The 19,990-nt window shown below is 40.8% G+C and carries 15 protein-coding genes; 7 read left to right on the forward strand and 8 right to left on the reverse strand.

What is annotated here, in order from left to right; translation table 11 throughout:
* From ATE92_RS04935 to ATE92_RS04945, 3 genes are all read left to right on the forward strand, one after another.
* Nucleotides 1-1,140, forward strand: coding sequence for a serine hydrolase (locus ATE92_RS04935; RefSeq protein ID WP_100802647.1), 1,140 nt, complete (start codon nucleotides 1-3; stop codon nucleotides 1,138-1,140).
* Nucleotides 1,141-1,184: 44 nt separating this feature from the next.
* Entirely contained in the window at nucleotides 1,185-1,898 is a 714-nt protein-coding gene (locus ATE92_RS04940; RefSeq protein WP_100802648.1) for a 3'-5' exonuclease, read from the forward strand.
* A 94-nt stretch (nucleotides 1,899-1,992) separates the two neighbouring features.
* Nucleotides 1,993-2,367, forward strand: coding sequence for a hypothetical protein (locus ATE92_RS04945; protein WP_100802649.1), 375 nt, complete (start codon nucleotides 1,993-1,995; stop codon nucleotides 2,365-2,367).
* 78 nt (nucleotides 2,368-2,445) lie between these two features.
* Here ATE92_RS04945 and ATE92_RS04950 read toward each other — a convergent pair whose 3' ends face one another.
* On the reverse strand, nucleotides 2,446-6,525 hold the full coding sequence (locus tag ATE92_RS04950; protein WP_100802650.1) for a M4 family metallopeptidase: 4,080 nt from the start codon (nucleotides 6,523-6,525) through the stop codon (nucleotides 2,446-2,448).
* A gap of 208 nt (nucleotides 6,526-6,733) precedes the next feature.
* Here ATE92_RS04950 and ATE92_RS04955 point away from each other — a divergent pair, with 208 nt between their 5' ends.
* A complete protein-coding gene (locus ATE92_RS04955; protein WP_100802651.1) occupies nucleotides 6,734-8,422 on the forward strand; it encodes an ABC transporter ATP-binding protein in 1,689 nt (562 codons plus the stop codon).
* Nucleotides 8,423-8,786: 364 nt separating this feature from the next.
* On the opposite strand, the gene ATE92_RS04960 is transcribed toward ATE92_RS04955, so the two are convergent.
* From ATE92_RS04960 to ATE92_RS04985, 6 genes are all read right to left on the reverse strand, one after another.
* A complete protein-coding gene (locus ATE92_RS04960; RefSeq protein WP_100802652.1) occupies nucleotides 8,787-9,443 on the reverse strand; it encodes a CoA transferase subunit B in 657 nt (218 codons plus the stop codon).
* Nucleotides 9,443-10,144, reverse strand: a complete 702-nt coding sequence (locus ATE92_RS04965) for a CoA transferase subunit A (RefSeq protein WP_100802653.1) — start codon at nucleotides 10,142-10,144, stop codon at nucleotides 9,443-9,445. Before ATE92_RS04965 ends, ATE92_RS04960 begins: the two co-directional genes overlap by 1 nt.
* 165 nt (nucleotides 10,145-10,309) lie before the next feature.
* Nucleotides 10,310-12,622: a penicillin-binding protein 1A gene (locus ATE92_RS04970; protein ID WP_100802654.1), complete on the reverse strand. Its 2,313-nt coding sequence runs from the start codon at nucleotides 12,620-12,622 to the stop codon at nucleotides 10,310-10,312.
* Between the two features lie 6 nt (nucleotides 12,623-12,628).
* A complete protein-coding gene (locus ATE92_RS04975; protein ID WP_100802655.1) occupies nucleotides 12,629-13,111 on the reverse strand; it encodes a gliding motility lipoprotein GldH in 483 nt (160 codons plus the stop codon).
* Nucleotides 13,104-14,264 (reverse strand): regulatory iron-sulfur-containing complex subunit RicT, encoded by a 1,161-nt coding sequence (locus ATE92_RS04980; RefSeq protein ID WP_100802656.1) that lies wholly within the window; start codon nucleotides 14,262-14,264, stop codon nucleotides 13,104-13,106. Before ATE92_RS04980 ends, ATE92_RS04975 begins: the two co-directional genes overlap by 8 nt.
* A 138-nt stretch (nucleotides 14,265-14,402) precedes the next feature.
* Nucleotides 14,403-15,434 carry a rhodanese-related sulfurtransferase gene (locus ATE92_RS04985; RefSeq protein WP_100804358.1) on the reverse strand — a complete coding sequence of 344 codons (1,032 nt, stop codon included), beginning with the start codon at nucleotides 15,432-15,434 and terminating at the stop codon, nucleotides 14,403-14,405.
* Between the two features lie 369 nt (nucleotides 15,435-15,803).
* Here ATE92_RS04985 and recA point away from each other — a divergent pair, with 369 nt between their 5' ends.
* The 3 genes from recA (at nucleotide 15,804) to ATE92_RS05000 (ending at nucleotide 19,064) form a co-directional block, all read left to right on the forward strand.
* Nucleotides 15,804-16,811 carry a recombinase RecA gene (gene recA, locus ATE92_RS04990; protein WP_100802657.1) on the forward strand — a complete coding sequence of 336 codons (1,008 nt, stop codon included), beginning with the start codon at nucleotides 15,804-15,806 and terminating at the stop codon, nucleotides 16,809-16,811.
* 115 nt (nucleotides 16,812-16,926) lie between these two features.
* A complete protein-coding gene (locus ATE92_RS04995; RefSeq protein ID WP_100802658.1) occupies nucleotides 16,927-17,463 on the forward strand; it encodes an RNA polymerase sigma factor in 537 nt (178 codons plus the stop codon).
* A gap of 29 nt (nucleotides 17,464-17,492) precedes the next feature.
* On the forward strand, nucleotides 17,493-19,064 hold the full coding sequence (locus ATE92_RS05000; protein ID WP_100802659.1) for an outer membrane beta-barrel protein: 1,572 nt from the start codon (nucleotides 17,493-17,495) through the stop codon (nucleotides 19,062-19,064).
* Between the two features lie 81 nt (nucleotides 19,065-19,145).
* Here ATE92_RS05000 and ATE92_RS05005 read toward each other — a convergent pair whose 3' ends face one another.
* Complete coding sequence (locus ATE92_RS05005) at nucleotides 19,146-19,892, reverse strand: 1-acyl-sn-glycerol-3-phosphate acyltransferase (RefSeq protein WP_100802660.1); 747 nt, start codon at nucleotides 19,890-19,892, stop codon at nucleotides 19,146-19,148.
* Between the last annotated feature and the right edge of the window lie 98 nt (nucleotides 19,893-19,990).

A 19,990-nucleotide genomic window follows, 5' to 3' on the forward strand; every position in this document is an offset into this window, starting at 1 on the left:
ATGAAACGTTTTTTAAAATGGTTCGCGGGTTTCCTCATCGCTATTGTTGCGCTCTTGTACATCACCGATTATGAGTATATTCTAAAAGGGATGCGGATAGTTTATCTTACAGGACATTCTACCGCGTTTATCGACGACCATAGCTACTTTGAAAATGATACAATTGCGGCCAGTGTCCAACCTCAACCCTGGCCTTTACATGCAAATTACAATTTAGAAAAAGCAACTGAAAAACTAGTTGAAACGAACGAAGCGCTTGGTACTGTTGCGTTCCTTATTATTAAAAACGATAGTATCTGGTTTGAAGAATACGCAAACAACTATGGAGCCGCTTCACAAACCAATTCGTTTTCCATGGCCAAGAGTATTACTTCGGCCTTGTTGGGAAAGGCAATTCAAGAGCGTTATATAAAAAGTCTGGAACAACCGGTTAGTGATTTTTACCCTCAATTTAAAGAAAGTGGGATGACCGTTGGCGATTTGTCATCGATGGCTTCGGGCCTAAATTGGGACGAATCGTATAAGAGTCCGTTTAGCGTTACGGCTCGTTCCTATTACGCCGATAATCTAGCCAAAACCATTCTCAATTTAAAAGTTACTGAGTCCCCGGGCCGGCAATACACCTATTTAAGCGGAAATACACAACTACTGGGAATGGTTCTGGAAACAGCAACTCAAAAGAGACTAGCGGCGTATTTATCTGAAAGCTTTTGGAAGCCCATGGGATTTGAGCAACCGGCACTCTGGCAGGTAGACGACGCCAAACATCGCTTGGTAAAAGCCTATTGTTGTATTGCCGGGAACGCACGGGATTTTGCTCGTTTCGGGAAATTGTACAAAGATTTCGGTAAGTGGAACGGACAACAACTTATAGATTCTGTCTTTGCGGCAAAGTCGATTACCCCTCGCTTTGAAGAAAGCCCAGAATACGGATACGGGTTTTGGTTGAGCAATCATTTGGATAAAAAAATATTTGTGATGCGCGGCATTTTAGGACAATATGTAATAACCATTCCCGAAGACAATATAATTATTGTTAGACTTGGACACAATCGCGGAGTGAGATCCGAAAAACCTTTTAGTGACGATTTCTACATTTTTGTTGAAGAAGCCTATAAGATGCTGGAAAAAAATTCGTAAATATTTTGTAGTTTTAAGGGCGCTCCCCGATTATTTTTCACACTATGCTTACAAAAATTAACTTGGAACATATCCTCTTTCTGGATATTGAAACGGTTCCGCAGCACGAAGATTTTAACGATCTGGAACCCGTTGCACAATCGTTATGGGAACACAAAACGCAGTATCAACGCAAAGAGGATTTTACTGCAGAAGAATTCTACGACCGGGCCGGAATTTGGGCCGAATTTGGTAAGATTATCTGTATTTCGGTGGGATATTTTAAGATTGCCGGCGAAACCAGGAATTTTAGAGTGACGAGTTTCCACGGAGAAGAAGTAACTATTCTAAAAGAATTTAAAGTGCTTTTGGAGACTCATTTCAGCAGACCCCACCATGTGTTGTGTGCTCATAACGGGAAGGAGTTCGACTTTCCTTACATCGCCCGCAGAATGATTATTAACTGTATTGACATTCCGTTTAAATTAAATCTCTTCGGAAAAAAACCATGGGAAATTCCGCATTTGGACACCATGGAGCTTTGGAAATTCGGCGATTACAAAACATTTACCTCCTTAAAATTAATGGCTCATGTTTTGGGAATACCTTCTCCAAAAGATGATATTGACGGTAGCGAAGTTCGCAATGTATACTATAATGAAAAAGACATTGATCGAATAATTACTTACTGCGAAAAAGATACCACCACGGTTGCGCAATTATTTTTAAGGCTTCGGAATGAGCCTATTTTAGAAGAATCTGAGGTTTTGTCGGTGTAATTTCCGAAGCATATAAATCTTTTCAGAATAGTGCCGAAGGTTGTATATCAGTAAAAAGATGTAGTTTTACAACATATAATAAAAATTTAAGACTATGAAAACGATTGCCATTTCCTTTAAAAAAATAGCTGTAATCCTATGTTTGATTACTGTGCCTATGCTAATTTCTTGCAAAGACGACGCAAAAACTAAAGAAACAACTACCGAGGTTACTCCCGTAAAAAATACCACCCAGGAAAAAGCAGCAACTCCTGCATCGGGTGAAGCTATAACTATAAATCCTGCACACGGACAGCCCGGGCATCGTTGTGATTTACCGGTAGGTGCACCTTTAAATTCGGAAGCAACGCCAACTAATACAAATAGCGGCTCGCCTGTGATCAAAGCGACAGGTACTACCGGGAATTTGAATCCACCTCACGGACAACCGGGACATCGTTGCGACATAAATGTTGGAGATCCATTATAATCTACTACCTTTTAGAAAAAGCAAAAAGCCTCGCGATATAAAATCGCGAGGCTTTTTTCATCCTAATTAAATATTAAACTATTCTTTTACAAAGCGTTCGATGAATTTTTCTGCGCCTGCATTTACTTGAATAATGTACATTCCACTTTCCAGTGTACTTACATCTACTCGGTTGTTAAATGCTCCTTTACTCACCACCTGTCCAATTAAATTATAGATCACATAATCTGTTGGAGTAGCTTCCAAGACATCTACATTCAGTACATTTCCTTGCACCGGATTTGGATGAATGCTCATTACTGCATTACTAGCTGCAGTGGTTTCGCCACCCATAATCCCTTGAATTGGATTGGTTCCCGGAATTACTACAATGTAATCTTCCACTTCGCCATAGGTAAACGACTCACAAGCGGTAGGAATGCCGTTGTATTTCATAGAAACACGCATTCTGGTTGGTCCTGAAGAAGCACTTCCCGGAGGTGTGAAACTTCCCGAGACCGGTGTTGCAGTCGTGGCAGCACGAGAATAAACCAATTCTCCGCTATCTGCAAAGTCTCCATCACGGTTATAATCAATCCATACAGCATATCCTTCAGAATAAACCGTGCCTGTCCAGGCCGGAGTTATGGTAATAGTATTACTTCCCGAGCTTAAAGTAGTGGAAAGCGATGTATAATTACCATATCCACCTGCCGAAGCTCCGGTTGCATTGTTTATACTTCCTATTTGTACTCTTTGAATGTATTCATCGGAAGTATTATTACCATTGGATGCGCAATATCCTGTTGGAGGAGTTCCGCCACCGCCGCCGGTAGTCATGTTGATATTATCGATGGCAATATCGGCTTGCCAGGTTGATCCTGTAAGTCGGTTAAATCGCAGTTGTACACTACCTCCTGCATACGCAGAAAGATCGATACTGGCACTTAACCAGGCATTTCCTTTGTTTCCTGTCTGGCTCCATAAGCTCGTCCAGGAAGCTCCGTTATTTGCGCTGGCTTCCAAAGCAATACTTCCCATATCTGCAGCACCATACATATGATAGCTGAAGTTAAAGGTTGCCGAAGTTGCAGCTGTTAAATTCAAACAAGGAGAATTTAAAATAGCTCTCTTACTCGGATAGTTAGGCGATGAAGCCTCAACATACATATACCAAGCCCCCGCAGCTCCGGTAGACGGTCCTGTGTTACTTGAAGGCGTACCTCCAGAATCACGGGTCCAGTCGATATCATCGGTAGTGGACTGAGTCCAGGCACCTAATGAACTTTCGAAACTTTCGGTGTACGGGAAGGATGAAATCCCACCTGTACAGCCTCCACCACCACCCCCGGTAGTAGTGATGTTTACAGTATTACTATATCCAGAAAGATTTCCGGCTGCATCACGTGCACGAACTCTAAAAGAGTAGGCTGTTGCAGCTGTTAGTCCTGTAACCTGAGTCGAAGTTCCGGTAACGGTTCCAAGATTGGTAGTTCCTTGATACACATCGTACCCGGTAACTCCTACGTTGTCTGTGGAAGCACTCCAGGAAAGATCTACGGTAGTATTTGTAATATTTGAAGCTGCAAGATTTGCAGGTACCGATGGTGCCTGAGTATCTGGCGCAGCTGCAGTAGTTACATTTACTGTATTACTGTATCCCGAAAGGTTTCCGGCAGCATCTCTGGCGCGTACTCTAAATGAATAGGCTGTTGACGCTGTCAACCCGGTTATTTGCGTTGAGGTTCCTGTTACAGTTCCAATATTGGTAGCTCCCTGATATACATCGTACCCGGTAACACCCACGTTGTCTGTGGAAGCATTCCAGGAAAGATCTACAGTAGTTTGTGTAACGTTTGAAGCTGCAAGAGCTGTTGGTGTCGAAGGCGCTTGGGTATCGGGTGCAGAACCGCTTAAATTAACCGTATAGTCTTCTACTTCACCGTACGTAAACGACTCACAGGCAGTTGGAATGCCGTTGTATTTCATTGAAACACGCATTCTGGTTGCAGTTCCCGCTGTTCCCGTTGGCACTGTAAAAGTTCCGCTGTTAGGGGTGTTTGTTGAAGCAGCTTTAGACCATACCAATTCTCCTGCATCCGAGAAGTCGTTATCGGCGTTATAATCAATCCAAACCGCATAGCCTTCAGCATATACAGTACCTGTCCATGTTGGAGTTACGGTAACAGTATAGGCTTGGCCTTCAGTTAAGGTAGTAGAAATACCGGTAAAATCTGAATAGAACTGAGCGCCTGAGGCGTTGTTGATTGTATTTAGCTGTACTCTACTAATATATTCGTCGTTTACATTGGTACTTGCAGAAGCACAGTAGCTTCCGCTACCACCACCACCATAAGCAGCGCCAACACCTACGGCGTGCCATGCATTAGTAACGGCTTGTTCTTCGGCTCCACCCGCTCCATACAAATCGATAGCAGCCTGAATGGCGCCTGTTCTTGCATTTGCAAAGGTAGAGTTAGAAGAAAGATAATTATTTAGTGTTCTATAAGAAATTGCAGCCGCTTTAGTCATTCCAATTCCTGCAACATTGAACGAACTCCCAATGTCGTTGGTGCCTGAACCACCTACTACCGCAAGATAGAACCAATAGTTAAGTACGCCTGAGTTGGTATGTACTCCACAGTAATCGTTGCTTTGGGTAGGTGTACCGCAATTCGGATTTTGCCAGTATGTTCCTCCATATGTATCCGGCTGACCTAATGAAGTTGGATTGCTCATAGAACGCAACGCGGCAGAACCACTACGCCTGTCTATTTCATCTCCAATTAACCATACGGCTGCAGATGGATTCGTTTCACTTCCGTTTCCTTTGGCGAAATGCTCAACAGCAGCTCCCCAAATATCTGAAAATCCTTCGTTTAAGGCGCCCGATTCTCTTTGGTACGCCAGGTTTGCGGTGAATTCGGTTACAGCGTGACCAATTTCGTGAGCAGCCACATCGATTGATGTTAGTGCATCAAAACCGTTGCAACCTTCATTAACACAAGAACCATCTCCGTAAGACATTACAGATCCATTCCAGAAAGCGTTGTTGTAATTGTTATCCACATGGACATAGCTTCTAATTTGCGCTCCTGCATTGTCATAGCTATTTCTGCTGTGCTTTTGTTGCCAGTAATCGAAGGTCATCATAGCTCCCCAATGTGCATCTAAGGCAGCATTGTCCTTATCGGCATTATTATGTTCTGCGGCGGTCCAGTTATTATCATTATCGGTGAATTGGGCATAATTCGTTACGTAAGGATAGTTAAAACCGGGTGCTTGATTTAAGGCATCACGAGTGTATACTTTTCTGCCGGCATCCGATAAAATATAATTGCTTCCGCTTACTGCAGTTTCAATTGTACGAGAACCACTGTATCGTGTCGCGCCGGTTCCACTCACAAGGGTGGTGAAATCTTCGTTTGCTATACGCTCACAAAATTCGGCTTCCGTTTCAACAGAAAAAGGAGTTGTGCCTACATGACCAAAATCTCCGGCGTGTTTAATAATTGCGTTGTAGAATAAGGCTTGTCCGTTATTGGCATCTATATACAAAATACCACGACTCAAAGGACTGGTGGCGAACATATCAAATTTATACGCCAATTTGAACGTATTGATATCTTCTACATCTCTTCCGCTGTTAAAATCCGGAAGGATTACCAGTTCGCCTGCCGGTTTTTTATAATTGTCCATTTCTTTGGCGGCTTCGGGATATTCCCACATATAATGCTGCGCACCAATATGCTGTAAGGCTTTATTGAAAGCCTGTGAATTGCTCATCCCGGGAGTTACGTTGAACTCTTCTATAGGATAATACTCTGAGCTTAAAGACTTAATACTACTGCCTTTACTGTGCAAGATGACGGTTCCAAATTCTACTTTTACACCGTTGTAATACTGTTGTAATCGTTGGTGTGTGAAACCTAAATTGTCTTGTTCTTGTCTGATGGTAGAAAAAGAAGTTTGAGGGGAGGGGTCTAGGACTTCTTTGAATAATTGTGAGGAATTTTGGAGCGAATAATTCTGAGCTTCATTCAGCACCAAAAGGCTGGGTGGTTTTTTCACATTTCTTTTTTCGTCTGTCTTGTTTTGCGAGACAACTTTCGTTGTTCCTGCCGTAAAAACCAAGGCAGCTAAGAAAAAGAGTAATGTCAACTTACTAAAATTTTTCATAATGAATTAGTGTTAAGGTTAATAATGTGTGTTAATTTTTAATAATTGGCATTAAAAGAACATTTTTTTTGCGAATAATAAAATATTTTTCGATGAACGACATTAAGAATTTATTAACAATATTTTTCCTACAACTGTAAAGCCTACTCTTTTAGTGGGTTAAAAACAATTATTACAATTTGCGATTAAAAATATTTATCTTTGAGAAATGTCAAAAACCTCCATTTTAGATGTCATCGATCTATCAGTTTCCTTTGGATTCAAAAAATCCCGGACTGAAGTTTTGCATAGTATTTCCTTTTCAATAGCTGAAAATGAGGTAGTAGGCATCGTGGGTGAATCGGGATCGGGAAAATCGGTTACTTCTATGGCGATTATGGGATTGCTTCCTTCTAAAAATTCTCGGGTTAAAGGACAGATTATTTTTGAAGGCGAAGAATTGTTGACTAAAGCCCCAAAAGCACTTCGAAAGATCATGGGAAAAGAAATTGCGATGATATTTCAGGAACCTATGAGTGCTTTAAATCCGTCGCTTACTTGCGGATTTCAGGTTGCTGAAATTCTTCAACATCACTTGGCAATGAAGCCTTCCGAAGCAAAAAAAGAAACCATTTCACTTTTCGAAAAAGTAAAACTCCCGCGTCCACGGGAAATTTTCAGTAGTTATCCGCACCAAATTAGTGGCGGACAAATGCAGCGGGTGATGATTGCCATGGCGATTGCCTGTAAACCAAAATTGTTAATCGCCGATGAACCTACTACCGCTCTGGATGTTACCGTTCAAAAAGAAATTCTGTCGTTGCTTAAAGAAATTCAGAAAGAGACTAAAATGAGCATGTTGTTTATCTCACATGATCTTGGTTTGGTTTCAGAAATTGCAGACAGTCTGCTCGTCATGTACAAAGGTGATATTGTGGAATCGGGCAGTGTTTTCCAAATATTTAAAACTCCAAAAGACACCTATACTAAAGCTTTGTTGGCTTCACGACCCACATTAGATGTTCGTCTGTCCAAACTTCCTACGATTGCTTCCTTGACTGATGGGAGTTTTAAAGCGAAAGAGGTTACACCTCAGCAACGCGCCTTGAAACATAAAAAAATGTATATGAACGCTCCGCTTTTAGAGGTTCGTAATTTAGAAAAAGAGTATTATAGCAACGCCGGGCTTTTTAAGCCTAAAAGAGGTTTTAAGGCGGTGAATGATGTTAGTTTTAAGGTTTTTGAAGGTGAAACATTGGGCCTGGTAGGTGAATCAGGTTGCGGGAAATCCACACTTGGAAAAGCAATCCTTCAATTGGACAGGGCGACAGCAGGAAGTATTAAATACCGCGGCAAAGAATTATTAAACTTAAAACCTTCAGAAATTAGAAAATTGCGGAAAGAGATTCAGCTTATTTTCCAGGACCCTTATTCTTCATTGAATCCGAGGTTATTAATTGGAGAAGCATTGTTGGAACCCATGACGGTACACAATATTTTAAAATCGCAAAAGGTGCGAAAAGAAAAAGTGCTTGAGGTACTGGAGCGGGTGGGCTTGGATCCAAGTTATTATTATCGATATCCTCATGAACTTTCGGGCGGTCAACGACAACGGGTAGGAATTGCGCGTACTGTTGTAATGGAACCGAAGTTGGTAATTTGTGACGAATCGGTTTCGGCATTGGATATTTCGGTGCAGGCGCAGGTATTGAACTTATTAAATGAATTAAAAGAAGATTTTGGCTTCACCTATATATTTATATCCCACGATTTAGCTGTGGTAAAATATATGGCAGATCAGCTTATGGTAATGAATGAAGGTAAAATTGAAGAATTGGGAGATGCCGATGAGATTTATGCAAATCCGATAAAACCGTATACACGGCGCCTTATTGATGCCATTCCGAAAGGGTTATAAAAAAAGCCCCGTTCTAACCTCACAAAGAACGGGACTTACTATTTGAATCATGAAAGATTCGGGGGGTAATGTACTCTCTTAAATTACATCAATAAAAAGACTTTCTTCGCAACGTACAATACATTCTTCAAAAGACGCATTGTACTTTTTATAGATTTTAATACCGTTTGCATAGTAGGTTAAGTTGGTTACATTTGGGACTGCTAATATGTGAACTTATCTTGATAATCACGTTAAAAAGCATTTTATTTCGATGTAATGCGTGATTTTTTAACATTTCAAATATACTATGCTGTATTTTCCTACTTTTTTTGCATAAAAAAACCAATGTGAAAACATTGGTTCCTATATAAAATGTTTTGTTTTATAATGCCATTTCGGGAATTTCACCTTCAACTATCAGGTTTCCTTCTGTCGCGTTTTGAATTTGTTCCACAGATATTCCAGGAGCTCTTTCCAGTAATTTAAAGCTTCCGTTTACCACTTCCAATACAGCCAAATTGGTAACCACCTTCTTTACACAATTCACTCCGGTAAGGGGCAAACTGCAATTTTTAAGCACTTTAGATTCACCTTCCCTGTTGGTGTGCATCATGGCGACAATAATATTTTCAGCCGAAGCTACAAGATCCATGGCGCCTCCCATGCCCTTTACCATTTTCCCCGGAATCTTCCAGTTAGCGATATCGCCGTTTTGCGATACTTCCATGGCGCCTAAAATGGTAAGATCCACATGTTGCCCGCGTATCATTGAAAAGCTGGTGGCCGAATCGAAGAAAGAAGCTCCCGGAAGTGCAGTAATGGTTTGCTTCCCGGCATTGATCAAATCGGGGTCTTCTTCACCTTCAAAAGGAAAGGGTCCCATCCCTAGTATTCCATTCTCACTTTGAAACTCCACTTCAATATCACTGCGTACAAAATTGGCGACCAGCGTTGGTATTCCAATTCCGAGATTCACATAATATCCGTCCTTTACTTCCTTTGCGATGCGTTTCGCTATTTGTTCTTTTGTCAAACTCATCAGTTTCTCTTTCTTACGGTTAATTGCTCGATTCTTTTTTCGTAGGCTTCCCCTTTAAAAATGCGTTGTACAAAAATCCCCGGGATATGAATCTGATTGGGATCTAAAGAACCCACCGGAACCAATTCTTCTACTTCGGCAACGGTGATAGCTGCTGCACCGCACATATTGGGGTTAAAATTCCGGGCAGTTCCTTTAAATATCAGATTCCCGGCCGCATCACCCTTCCATGCTTTTACAAAGGCAAAATCGGCTTTAAACGCCTTTTCCATTATATGCATCTTTCCGTTAAACTCACGGGATTCCTTGCCTTCGGCCACTTCGGTACCATATCCGGCAGGAGTGTAAAAAGCAGGAATTCCACTTTGGGCGGCCAGACATCGTTGTGCCAACGTTCCTTGCGGAATCAATTCAACTTCCAACTCGCCACTTAGCATCTGACGCTCAAATTCGGCGTTTTCACCTACATAGGAAGAGATCATTTTCTTTATTTGATGCTTCTGAAGCAATTGTCCCAATCCAAAATTATCCACACCCGCATTATTGGAAATACAGGTAACTCCTTTTACATTGAGTCGGACCAGTTCGGCAATAGAGTTTTCGGGTATCCCGCTTAAACCGAAGCCGCCTAACATAAATGTCATCCCGTCTTTTACACCTTTGCAGGCTTCGGAAACATTTAAAACAGTTTTATTAATCATATTTTTTATTTCTGAAATCACCTCAAGGTAAAAGAATGAAGTGTTGTGTTATGTTTTTTATTTGAAGTTATAAAAATACTGAAATTGCGTTAGAAATACTTCCGAAGCACACTTCCTTTTATAAAAAACCCGAAGGAAACTTCGGGTCTAATTTATATTGTTATTTTAAAAATCGAACTCATCCGGAATGCCTTCCACATCTGAATTCCCTTCTCTATATTCGGCACAATTGGTGACAATTGATAAATTCGCCGGGCGTTTAAAGCTTCCTTTCGAAATGCCTAATTCTTCGTTTTCGTAGCATTTTCGCATATAAATAGCCCAAATTGGCAATGCCATAGTGGCTCCTTGTCCGTAGGTAGTAGAATTAAAATGAACCGCTCTGTCTTCTCCTCCTACCCATACTCCGGTCACCAAATTGGGAACCATTCCCATAAACCATCCGTCACTATTGTTTTGGGTGGTACCGGTCTTTCCGGCAATTGGATTTTCGAAAGCGTATGGATATCCGGTTACGGCATTCTTGTAAGCAGCATTTCCAACTGCCCATGTATGACGAAGTCGTTGTCCCGATCCACTCTGGGTAACACCCTCCATTAAACTTACCGTAACATATGCCGTTTCGTTACTGATTACATCTTTGGTTTCGGGTACGTTCTGAAACAATACCGTTCCGTTTTTATCCTCAATTCGCGTAATCAAAGTGGGCTTTACAAAAACTCCTTCATTGGCGAAAGTACTGTAGGCTCCCACCATTTCATATAAAGATACATCGGGAGTTCCCAAGGCTATCGAAGGTGCTTCGGGCATTTCTTTGGTGTCTACCCCCATCTTTTTGACCAAATCGATTACCGGCCTGGGGCCTACTCGATCTATAAGTCTCGCCGTTACTGTGTTGATGGAATTCGCCAGCGCATTTTTTAAAGTGACCATACCGCCATAACCTCCTCCGGCATTTTTGGGAGTCCACGGTTTAATTAAACCGTATTTTCCGGCCGGAATAGTCCATTGTGTGTTAGGCAGTGTGTCGCATGGCGACATATGCATCTGATCTATCACCGTGGCATAAACAAAAGGCTTGAAGGTAGAGCCAATTTGGCGCTTGCCCTTTTTCACCATGTCGTATTTAAAGTGCTTGTAATTAATTCCTCCCACCCAGGCCTTTACTTCTCCGGTTTGCGGAGTCATAGACATTAAAGAAGCCTGTAAAAAGGATTTGTAATAGCGAATAGAATCCAAGGGAGTCATGATGGTATCCTTATCTCCGCCCCATGCAAAAATGGTCATGGCTGTTTTTTTGCTGAAACTTTTTACAATTTCTGCCTCGCTTTTCCCTTGCTTTTCCAACTCTTTCCAGCGGTCACTACGGCGCATGGAATTTTTTAGGATATCGTCTGTTTCTTGTTCTGTTATGTCACGAAAAGGTGCTGTTTTATTCTTTTCGTTTTGTTTGTTGAATTCTTTCTGAAGATGTGAAATATGCATGTCTACAGCTTGTTCGGCGTATTCCTGCATTTTTGAATCGATTGTGGTGTAGACTTTCAATCCGTCGCTGTAGATATCGTATTTAGATCCGTCGGTCTTCGGATTTGCCTTTATCCAATCGGCCATAAAGGCTCTTGCATATTCCCTGAAATAGGTCGCCAAACCTTCATCATGTCCTTGCGGCGTATATTTTATATTGAGTGGAAGGGCTTGTAATGAATCCTTCACCGTCTCGGAAATAAAATCGTATTTGGCCATTTGTGCCAGGACTACATTTCTTCGGTTGCGCACTCCTTCAGGATTACGACGCGGATTATAAAGTGATGAGTTTTTAAACATTCCTACCAAAACGGCAGATTCAACCGTGGTTAATTCGGAAGGAGCCTTGTCGAAATAGATATTGGCTGCCGACTCAATTCCAACCGCCTGATTTAAGAAATCGTATTCGTTAAAATACATGGTAATGATTTCTTCCTTGGTATAGCGCCGTTCCAAACGAGTCGCGATAATCCATTCTTTTATTTTCTGAGTGGCTCTGGACAGTTTATTTCGAGAAACTTGTTCGGTAAAAAACAGTTTTGCCAACTGTTGTGAAATGGTGCTGGCCCCACCTTTAGCTCCTAAAAAAACGAAGGCTCTCACGGTACCTTTGGCATCTATTCCCGAATGATCATAAAACCGAACATCCTCGGTGGCAATTAATGCTTTTATTAAATGATCCGGTAATTCTTCGTACTGTACCGGGGTTCTGTTTTCCTGATAAAATTTACCTATCACTTTTCCATCGGAAGCAATGATTTCGGTAGCAAGATTTTTTTCAGGATTTTCCAGACTGGTTTCATCGGGAAGGCTTCCAAAGACTCCCCAGGATGCCAATATAAATATCAAAAAGATAAAGCCTACAATGCCTCCCAATATCTTCCAAAACAATCGAACATTTCGACGCTCATCATTTTGAGGGGCTTTTGTTTTTCGTACTTGTTTTTTTGCCATAATACCTTACTGTTGCAGTGCTTCTTCTATACTGTATCCTACGTCTGTTATCCCGTCTAATTGGGTAACGCCTTCAACATCACCGTTATTGCGAACCGCATGTGTTATAGTTATGTTATAATTTCCTTCTTCAAAAAAAGACACCTTTTCCTTATACCAAAGTTTGTTCTCCTTTACACTGCCTATTCCTTCGCCCAGCCATGTGCCGTCCGGAGTTGCCATTCGGTATTCCAAAGTATCAACCAGCGTTTTTCCCTGAGGGAATTGCATGGAAACAATTAAAAAAAGATTGTTATACGGATACTCATTGGTATTTCGCAGGTGTAAAAAAACATTGTACTTTTTTAGTGAATCCAGCTGCGGAATGGAGAATTCGACAGTTTTGTCCTTTTCCCAATACCCCGGTAACGGCTGTGTTTCACTCACAATCGTATCGGATGTGCACGAAACCACGAGGAAAATTAAGACTAAGAAAACAATTTTATGCATTCTTTTTAGGGGTGCGTTTTTTATTTCTTTTTTTGTTTCTGTTTGTGTTGCGGCTGCCTTTTGGTTTATCGAAACGCGTTAAACTGTCCTGACCCACCACATTGCTGAAAATTTCCTCTTCTTTTTGCTCTATCTCAACAACAAATTCTTCCAAACTTGCTACTTTCTTGCCTTTTTTGTTAAGCGCTATAATTTCGTTTACCTTTTCTAAATCCATAGGATGCCAGTGCATTCCTTCTTTTTCGTAGGCATACCAAAGCATTCTTTTAAAAATATCCGATTTCTGACAAACAGCGGCTCCTTTTTCGGTAAATAGCTTTACATCGCTTTTCGGAAATTCATCCAATGCCTCCAAATAGGTGTCTAATTCATAATTAAGGCAGCATTTTAATTTTCCGCATTGTCCCGCTAATTTTTGCGGATTCAAAGACAGCTGCTGAAATCGTGCGGCCGAAGTATTCACCGACCTGAAATCGGTCAACCAGGTAGAACAACACAATTCGCGGCCACAAGAGCCAATACCACCCAATCGGGCTGCTTCCTGACGAAATCCAACCTGTTTCATTTCAATTCGCGTATTGAAAGCACGGGCAAAATCTTTTATTAATTGTCTGAAATCTACGCGCTCTTCGGCTGTGTAATAAAAAATCACCTTTGAAGCGTCTCCTTGAAACTCTACATCCGAAATTTTCATTTGTAGTCCAAGTCGGATTGCGATTTCACGGGATTGTTTTTGAACGTCGGCTTCTCGGTCCCGCACTTTCTGCCAAACATCGATATCTCGTTGAGAAGCTTTTCTGTAAATCTTTGGAAGTGCCTCTACGGCCAGGGGTTCCTTTTTCTTCTTCATTTGAACCCGCACCAGCTCTCCGGTTAAAGTAATTATTCCTATATCGTGACCGCTTTCGGCTTCGGTGGCAACTATGTCTCCAATACTCAAGGAGATTTTTTCAGGATTCTGATAAAAGTGTTTTCTTCCGTTCTTAAAACGCACCTCAACCGCATTGAAAGGCTCCTGATTTCCGGGAAGTGACATATTGGATAGCCAATCGAATACCGTTAATTTGTTACAGCCGTCCGTTCCGCAAGTCCCATTGTTCTTGCATCCCTTTGGCTGACCGTTGGTACCTGTGGCACAGCTTGTACAGCCCATATTATTGTATATAAAGCTCTTTTTCCATTGAAAAAGAGACGTAGATTAAACCTTGTCTTAAGAGGTAAAGATACCTATATTAATTCTGAATTCTGAATTCTGAATTCTGAATTTTCACGATCCCTCTGAAACTATCGCCTATTTTTTGAACTTTAGTTTTTCGGAACGCCCTTTTTTAAATATTTTATTACTGTTTGGAATGCCCTGTCGTAGTTTTTTTTGTTCCTCATACGGCAATTGAATAATTTCCTGACAGTCTGAAGAACAACAACTCTCCATTTTTGCCGCACAGGCTTCACATTGAATAAACAATAGGTGACAGGCTTCGTTAGCACAATTAACATGAGTGTCGCAAGGGGCTCCACATTGGTGACAACTTGCTATTACGGCATCGGTAATTCGTTCACCTCTGCGATGATCGAACACAAAATTTTTACCGATAAACTTGTTCTCCAGGCCTTTGGAAGTCACCTGTCTGGCATATTCTATGATGCCGCCTTCCAGCTGGTACACCTGCTGAAAGCCTTTGTGCTTATAGTAAGCACTGGCCTTTTCGCAACGGATTCCTCCGGTACAATACATCACCAGTTTTTTATCTGCTTTGTGGTCCTTAAGATCTGCTTCAATGATGTCCAACGAATCCCGAAATGTATCCACATCGGGAGTAATGGCGCCTTTAAAATGGCCAATTTCGCTTTCGTAATGATTGCGCATATCGACCAAAACCGTATCGGGGTCTTCAATAAGGTTATTAAAAGTTTCGGCGTCTACATGTATACCTTTGTTTCGCACATCGAATGTTTCATCGTTCAAACCATCGGCGACAATTTTGTTGCGTACTTTTACTTTCAGCTTTAAAAACGATTTTAAATCGTGTTCGATCGCGATATTTAGTCGGACATTCTCCAAAAAATAAACTCCGTCCAAAAATGCCTTAAAAACACCAAACTTTTTTGCAGGAACAGAAAGTTGTGCGTTAATGCCTTCGTGCGCCACGTAAATTCGGCCGAGCACTTCCATCTCGTTCCAAGCGACAAACAAATGATTTCTAAAAAGTTCGGGATTGCCAATTTTGGCGTATTGATAAAAAGAAAGGGTAAGTCGGTCCTCACCGGCAGCTTCCAATAAAGCTTCCCTCTCTTTTGCACTTAAAGTGTTGTACAGTTGCATGCTATACTTTTTTTGAGTGAAAAAGATGTTACTATAAATTCGAGTTGCAAAAGTACCATTTTTAGGCATGTTGACAAAAAAGAAGGGCTGGGAATAACGAATTATCACAGTGTCCTACTAGAAACATTAAACGAAATTCTAGAATCGCGACAGTAAAATGAATTTGTTGCTTTTAAAATGTACTTCGAAGCTCTTATGTGGCTCAACTCTTTCCAGATGGAGCATTACATCTGAAATTCAAAAAATGAAGAAGGCCTTTCTTAGCTACACTGTTAACAAAAAACTATTTCCCGGGGTTTTTCCCTTTGGGGTAAACACAAAGAAATAGTACCTTAGCCAGATACATTTTTCAACATAATTTTTGAATTCATGAGTAACGAAAAAGACGCAAAACTAAAGGCTTTAAAGCTCACTTTAGATAAATTGGATAAAACTTACGGAAAAGGTGCCGTGATGAAAATGGGCGACAAGGCCGTGCAGGAAGTGGAAATAATCCCAACAGGATCATTAGGGTTGGATGTGGCCTTAGGAGTTGGAGGATATCCCAGAGGAAGAGTTGTTGAAATTTACGGTCCGGAATCTTCAGGGAAGACTACTTTAACCTTGCACGCCATTGCAGAAGCGCAAAAAAAGGGTGGCATTGCAGCGTTTATAGATGCAGAACACGCCTTTGACAGATATTATGCTGAAAAACTGGGAGTAGACATAGAAAACCTCATCATCTCACAACCCGATAACGGGGAGCAAGCGCTCGAAATTACCGATAACTTGATTCGAAGTGGCGCCATAGATATAATTGTAATCGATTCGGTTGCGGCATTGACTCCTAAAAGTGAGATAGAAGGTGAAATGGGAGATAGTAAGATGGGGTTGCATGCCAGACTTATGTCACAGGCACTTCGAAAATTAACCGGATCTATCAGCAAGACGAATTGTACCGTGATATTTATCAACCAATTACGTGAAAAAATTGGTGTGATGTTTGGAAATCCTGAAACTACCACAGGTGGAAACGCCTTAAAATTTTATGCTTCGGTGCGATTAGACATTCGTCGTTCTACGCAAATTAAAGATACAGATAGCAATGTAAAGGGCAATAAAACCCGGGTGAAGGTGGTAAAAAACAAAGTAGCTCCTCCTTTTAAAACAGCCGAATTTGATATTATGTATGGAGAGGGAATTTCCAAGGTAGGCGAGATTATAGATCTTGGAGTAGATTTTGAAATCATTAAAAAGAGTGGTTCCTGGTTTAGTTACGACGATACTAAACTTGGACAAGGGCGTGATGCCGTAAAAACACTTTTACTGGATAATCCCGAATTGATGGACGAACTCGAACAAAAAATCAAGGAAGCCATTACAGCCCTAAACCAATAATTTTCAGATACCCACGCAACCCTTTTACTACTCAGGTATCTACTTAACGTAGACCCCTAAATTGTTATGGTTGCCCGCTCAAACAGTGTAATTAATAATAATTTTGGGACTGCATTTGACTTTAGACGAGCTCATATTACAATGTAAGAAGCAGAATGCTAAGGCACAAGGAGAATTGTACACACGTTATTCGGGTACTTTATTTTCTATTTGCCTTAGATATTCACCGAATCATGCAGAAGCCGAAGATAATCTACAGGATTCCTTTCTTACAATTTTTAAAAAAATTGAGCAGTTTAAAGACAAGGGTTCTTTTGAAGGCTGGATGAAACGAATTACCGTTAATACGGTGCTTCAAAAATACCGAAAACAACGTGTATTTGACATCACAAACGAAGAGCAGATTGAAGATGCAGAGGAAGACATTGAAGACCATGGTGTTCCGTTGGATTTTTTACTGAAGATAATTCAGGAACTCCCGGACCGGTATCGATTGGTATTTTCAATGTATGTTTTGGACGATTATTCACATAAAGAAATAGCCGAAATGTTAGGAATTTCTGATGGAACGTCTAAATCGAATCTGGCAAGAGCACGAGGAATATTGCAACAAAAGATTACAGTGTACAACAGCAAGCTTAAAAATAGATAACGTAAATACCTGTCTTAGTAAGACGCACAATGAAAGACAAAAAGCACATAGACGAGCTTTTTAAAGACCGCTTCAAAAACTTTGAGGCTTCCCCATCTCCACATGTCTGGAATCAAATTCAGGCAAAATTACAGGAAGAGAAGGAAGACCGAAAGGTGATTCCACTTTGGTGGAAATTGGGTGGTGTTGCTGCGCTTATAGCATTACTTTTCACAATCGGTTCTACTTTTTTTAACCCTTTTACGACTACCGATGCTATTACTACGGAAGAAAATGACACAACCCTTCCGGTGGATACTAACACACAAAAGGACCCGCTTATTCATGATTATATTAATAAGTCTGACGTTGCTTCTGAAGAAATTGAAAATCCTACCACCACGGACGACACTTCAGAAGCGGCTTCAGAAATCAACAATGTAAACACTCAAAACGCAAAAGATGTTGTTCTTAAAAAGGCGAAAGCATCAAAGAATGCAATCGCGGTTGAAAACACTTCAGAAAAAGCTTCAAAAATTAAAAATGACAAGGCAACCAATGTCGACAACAAAACTTCGGCAGGTGTTAACACCCAAAAAGATGCAGTTGCTGCCACTACTAATTCTGAAACAAATTCAGTAAAAGAGGCTGCAAAACTTGAAAAGGACGCTTTAAAAAAGAACAACGATCTTATTAAAAAAGAAGTGGGAATCGAGGAAACCACCAAAGTAGTGGTGGCCACGGAAACCGAAACTAAAAAAGAAATTAATTCGGATACACAAAATACCGAAAACACTTTACTTACCAAGGAAGAGGAGGCGAAAAAGCGCTCCCTTTTAGACGCTATCAACGAGAAGAATGAAGAGGCTGTAGTTGCTACAGCGAACAACAAACCTGAAAATCGATGGGATGTGGCTCCTAATTTTGCCCCTGTTTATTACAACAGTCTTGGGCAAGGCTCATCTATAGATCCTTCTTTTTCGGACAATACCAAGAGTGGAGATGTGAACTTTAGTTACGGGGTTCAAATAAGTTACAATGTGAATGATCGTCTTAGTATTAGAAGTGGTGTGAGTAACGTAGATCTTAGTTATGCTACCGGTGGATTGGAATTGGGAACAGCTCCTGTCAATGTCGCGTTGAAGTCTGTTGATTATGGAAGCAAAGAGACTGTTATAACCGCTGTTGACAAAGGCACACTTAGCTCTATGCAAAATCCTAACGATCCTTTTAGTTCTATCACTCCAAAATCGACCAGTGGAGAAGTGGAGTTAATACAAAATATAAGTTATTACGAAATCCCATTAGAATTAAAATATGCCGTGCTTACCAATAAATTTGGCATTAATCTAATTGGAGGATTCAGCACCTTGTTTTTAGGAAATAATGAAGTTTCGGTAACGGCAGGTGACTTTAATGATACGTTGGGGGAAGCCAACAATTTATCATCTGTGAGTTTTACAACAAATGTTGGTCTTGGCTTCGATTATAAAATTAGTAAAAAACTGAAGTTTAATATTGAACCTATGTTTAAATACCAGCTTAATCCGTATACAGATTCGTCTGTAAACTTTAAACCCTACTATGTGGGGATTTATAGCGGTTTGAGTTTTAAGTTTTAGGTTAGTTTTTTAGTTGGTTAGGTTTGGAAATACCAAACAATGATGACAGAAAAAACCGTTCTTCGCCATAGAACGGTTTTTTTATTTTACAGGATGCTGTAACGCTTCCAAAATTATTTCCCGGGTTTCCATTTTTAACGCCTTCCTGTCTTCCGGCTGTAAAGTTTTGGTTGAAATTAGAGGATGCAAGCGTACCCGCAACCTTCCTGGTCCTGCACTTACCGAAGCAAAATTATAAGGAAGTCTCTTTTTATTATCGAAAAAGGTCATGGGTGCTATGGGAATAGCATGTTCTATGGCAAGCCGAAATGCCCCGTCTTTAAACAAATCCAATATAACATCTTCATCCTCGGGAACACCACCTTCCGGAAAAATACAAACACTTAGTCCCTGACTCAACTTCCTTTGCGCTTGCCTGAAAACTTCCATCCTGCTTTTGGGGCTGCCACGATCCACCATGATACAGGTACGCTTGTAAAAAAACCCGAACAAGGGTATCCTTTCCAATTCCTTCTTCCCCACAAAAACAAAAGGGTTTCGGGTAAGATACAGCATGAGCATTATATCGGTCATGGATGTATGATTGGAAACAAACAGGTAGCTTTCGTTCTTGTTGTAGGTTACTTCCCTGTATATCACCGGAACAAAACCCATTCCGAATAAAATAATAGTCGCCCAGAGGCGTGCCAACCTAAAAAATAGCGGATACCATTCTTCCCGAAGGATGCTAATAAAAAGGATGGGAAATAACACAATGATAGGGACTGTCAATAAAATATAAAACCAAATACGGTAGAGGAAACTAAGAATGTAACGCAGTATATTCATCAAGGGTCAAAAATAGTGATTTGAACTCTAGGAATACAGTAAAAAAAGTAACTTTGCCAATAATTTAAAGTTGACACTTCAGCATTTCAGATTAGTAA

It is taken from the genome of Ulvibacter sp. MAR_2010_11, from assembly GCF_002813135.1.
Taxonomy (GTDB): domain Bacteria; phylum Bacteroidota; class Bacteroidia; order Flavobacteriales; family Flavobacteriaceae; genus Altibacter.

Bases quoted from the DNA above. Each gene is read 5' to 3' on its own strand.
- ATE92_RS04935 (WP_100802647.1), top strand. From the start codon at position 1: ATGAAACGTTTTTTAAAATGGTTCGCGGGTTTCCTCATCGCTATTGTT.
- ATE92_RS04940 (WP_100802648.1), top strand. From the start codon at position 1,185: ATGCTTACAAAAATTAACTTGGAACATATCCTCTTTCTGGATATTGAA.
- ATE92_RS04945 (WP_100802649.1), top strand. From the start codon at position 1,993: ATGAAAACGATTGCCATTTCCTTTAAAAAAATAGCTGTAATCCTATGT.
- ATE92_RS04950 (WP_100802650.1), bottom strand. From the start codon at position 6,525: ATGAAAAATTTTAGTAAGTTGACATTACTCTTTTTCTTAGCTGCCTTG.
- ATE92_RS04955 (WP_100802651.1), top strand. From the start codon at position 6,734: ATGTCAAAAACCTCCATTTTAGATGTCATCGATCTATCAGTTTCCTTT.
- ATE92_RS04960 (WP_100802652.1), bottom strand. From the start codon at position 9,443: ATGAGTTTGACAAAAGAACAAATAGCGAAACGCATCGCAAAGGAAGTA.
- ATE92_RS04965 (WP_100802653.1), bottom strand. From the start codon at position 10,144: ATGATTAATAAAACTGTTTTAAATGTTTCCGAAGCCTGCAAAGGTGTA.
- ATE92_RS04970 (WP_100802654.1), bottom strand. From the start codon at position 12,622: ATGGCAAAAAAACAAGTACGAAAAACAAAAGCCCCTCAAAATGATGAG.
- ATE92_RS04975 (WP_100802655.1), bottom strand. From the start codon at position 13,111: ATGCATAAAATTGTTTTCTTAGTCTTAATTTTCCTCGTGGTTTCGTGC.
- ATE92_RS04980 (WP_100802656.1), bottom strand. From the start codon at position 14,264: ATGGGCTGTACAAGCTGTGCCACAGGTACCAACGGTCAGCCAAAGGGA.
- ATE92_RS04985 (WP_100804358.1), bottom strand. From the start codon at position 15,434: ATGCAACTGTACAACACTTTAAGTGCAAAAGAGAGGGAAGCTTTATTG.
- recA (WP_100802657.1), top strand. From the start codon at position 15,804: ATGAGTAACGAAAAAGACGCAAAACTAAAGGCTTTAAAGCTCACTTTA.
- ATE92_RS05000 (WP_100802659.1), top strand. From the start codon at position 17,493: ATGAAAGACAAAAAGCACATAGACGAGCTTTTTAAAGACCGCTTCAAA.
- ATE92_RS05005 (WP_100802660.1), bottom strand. From the start codon at position 19,892: ATGAATATACTGCGTTACATTCTTAGTTTCCTCTACCGTATTTGGTTT.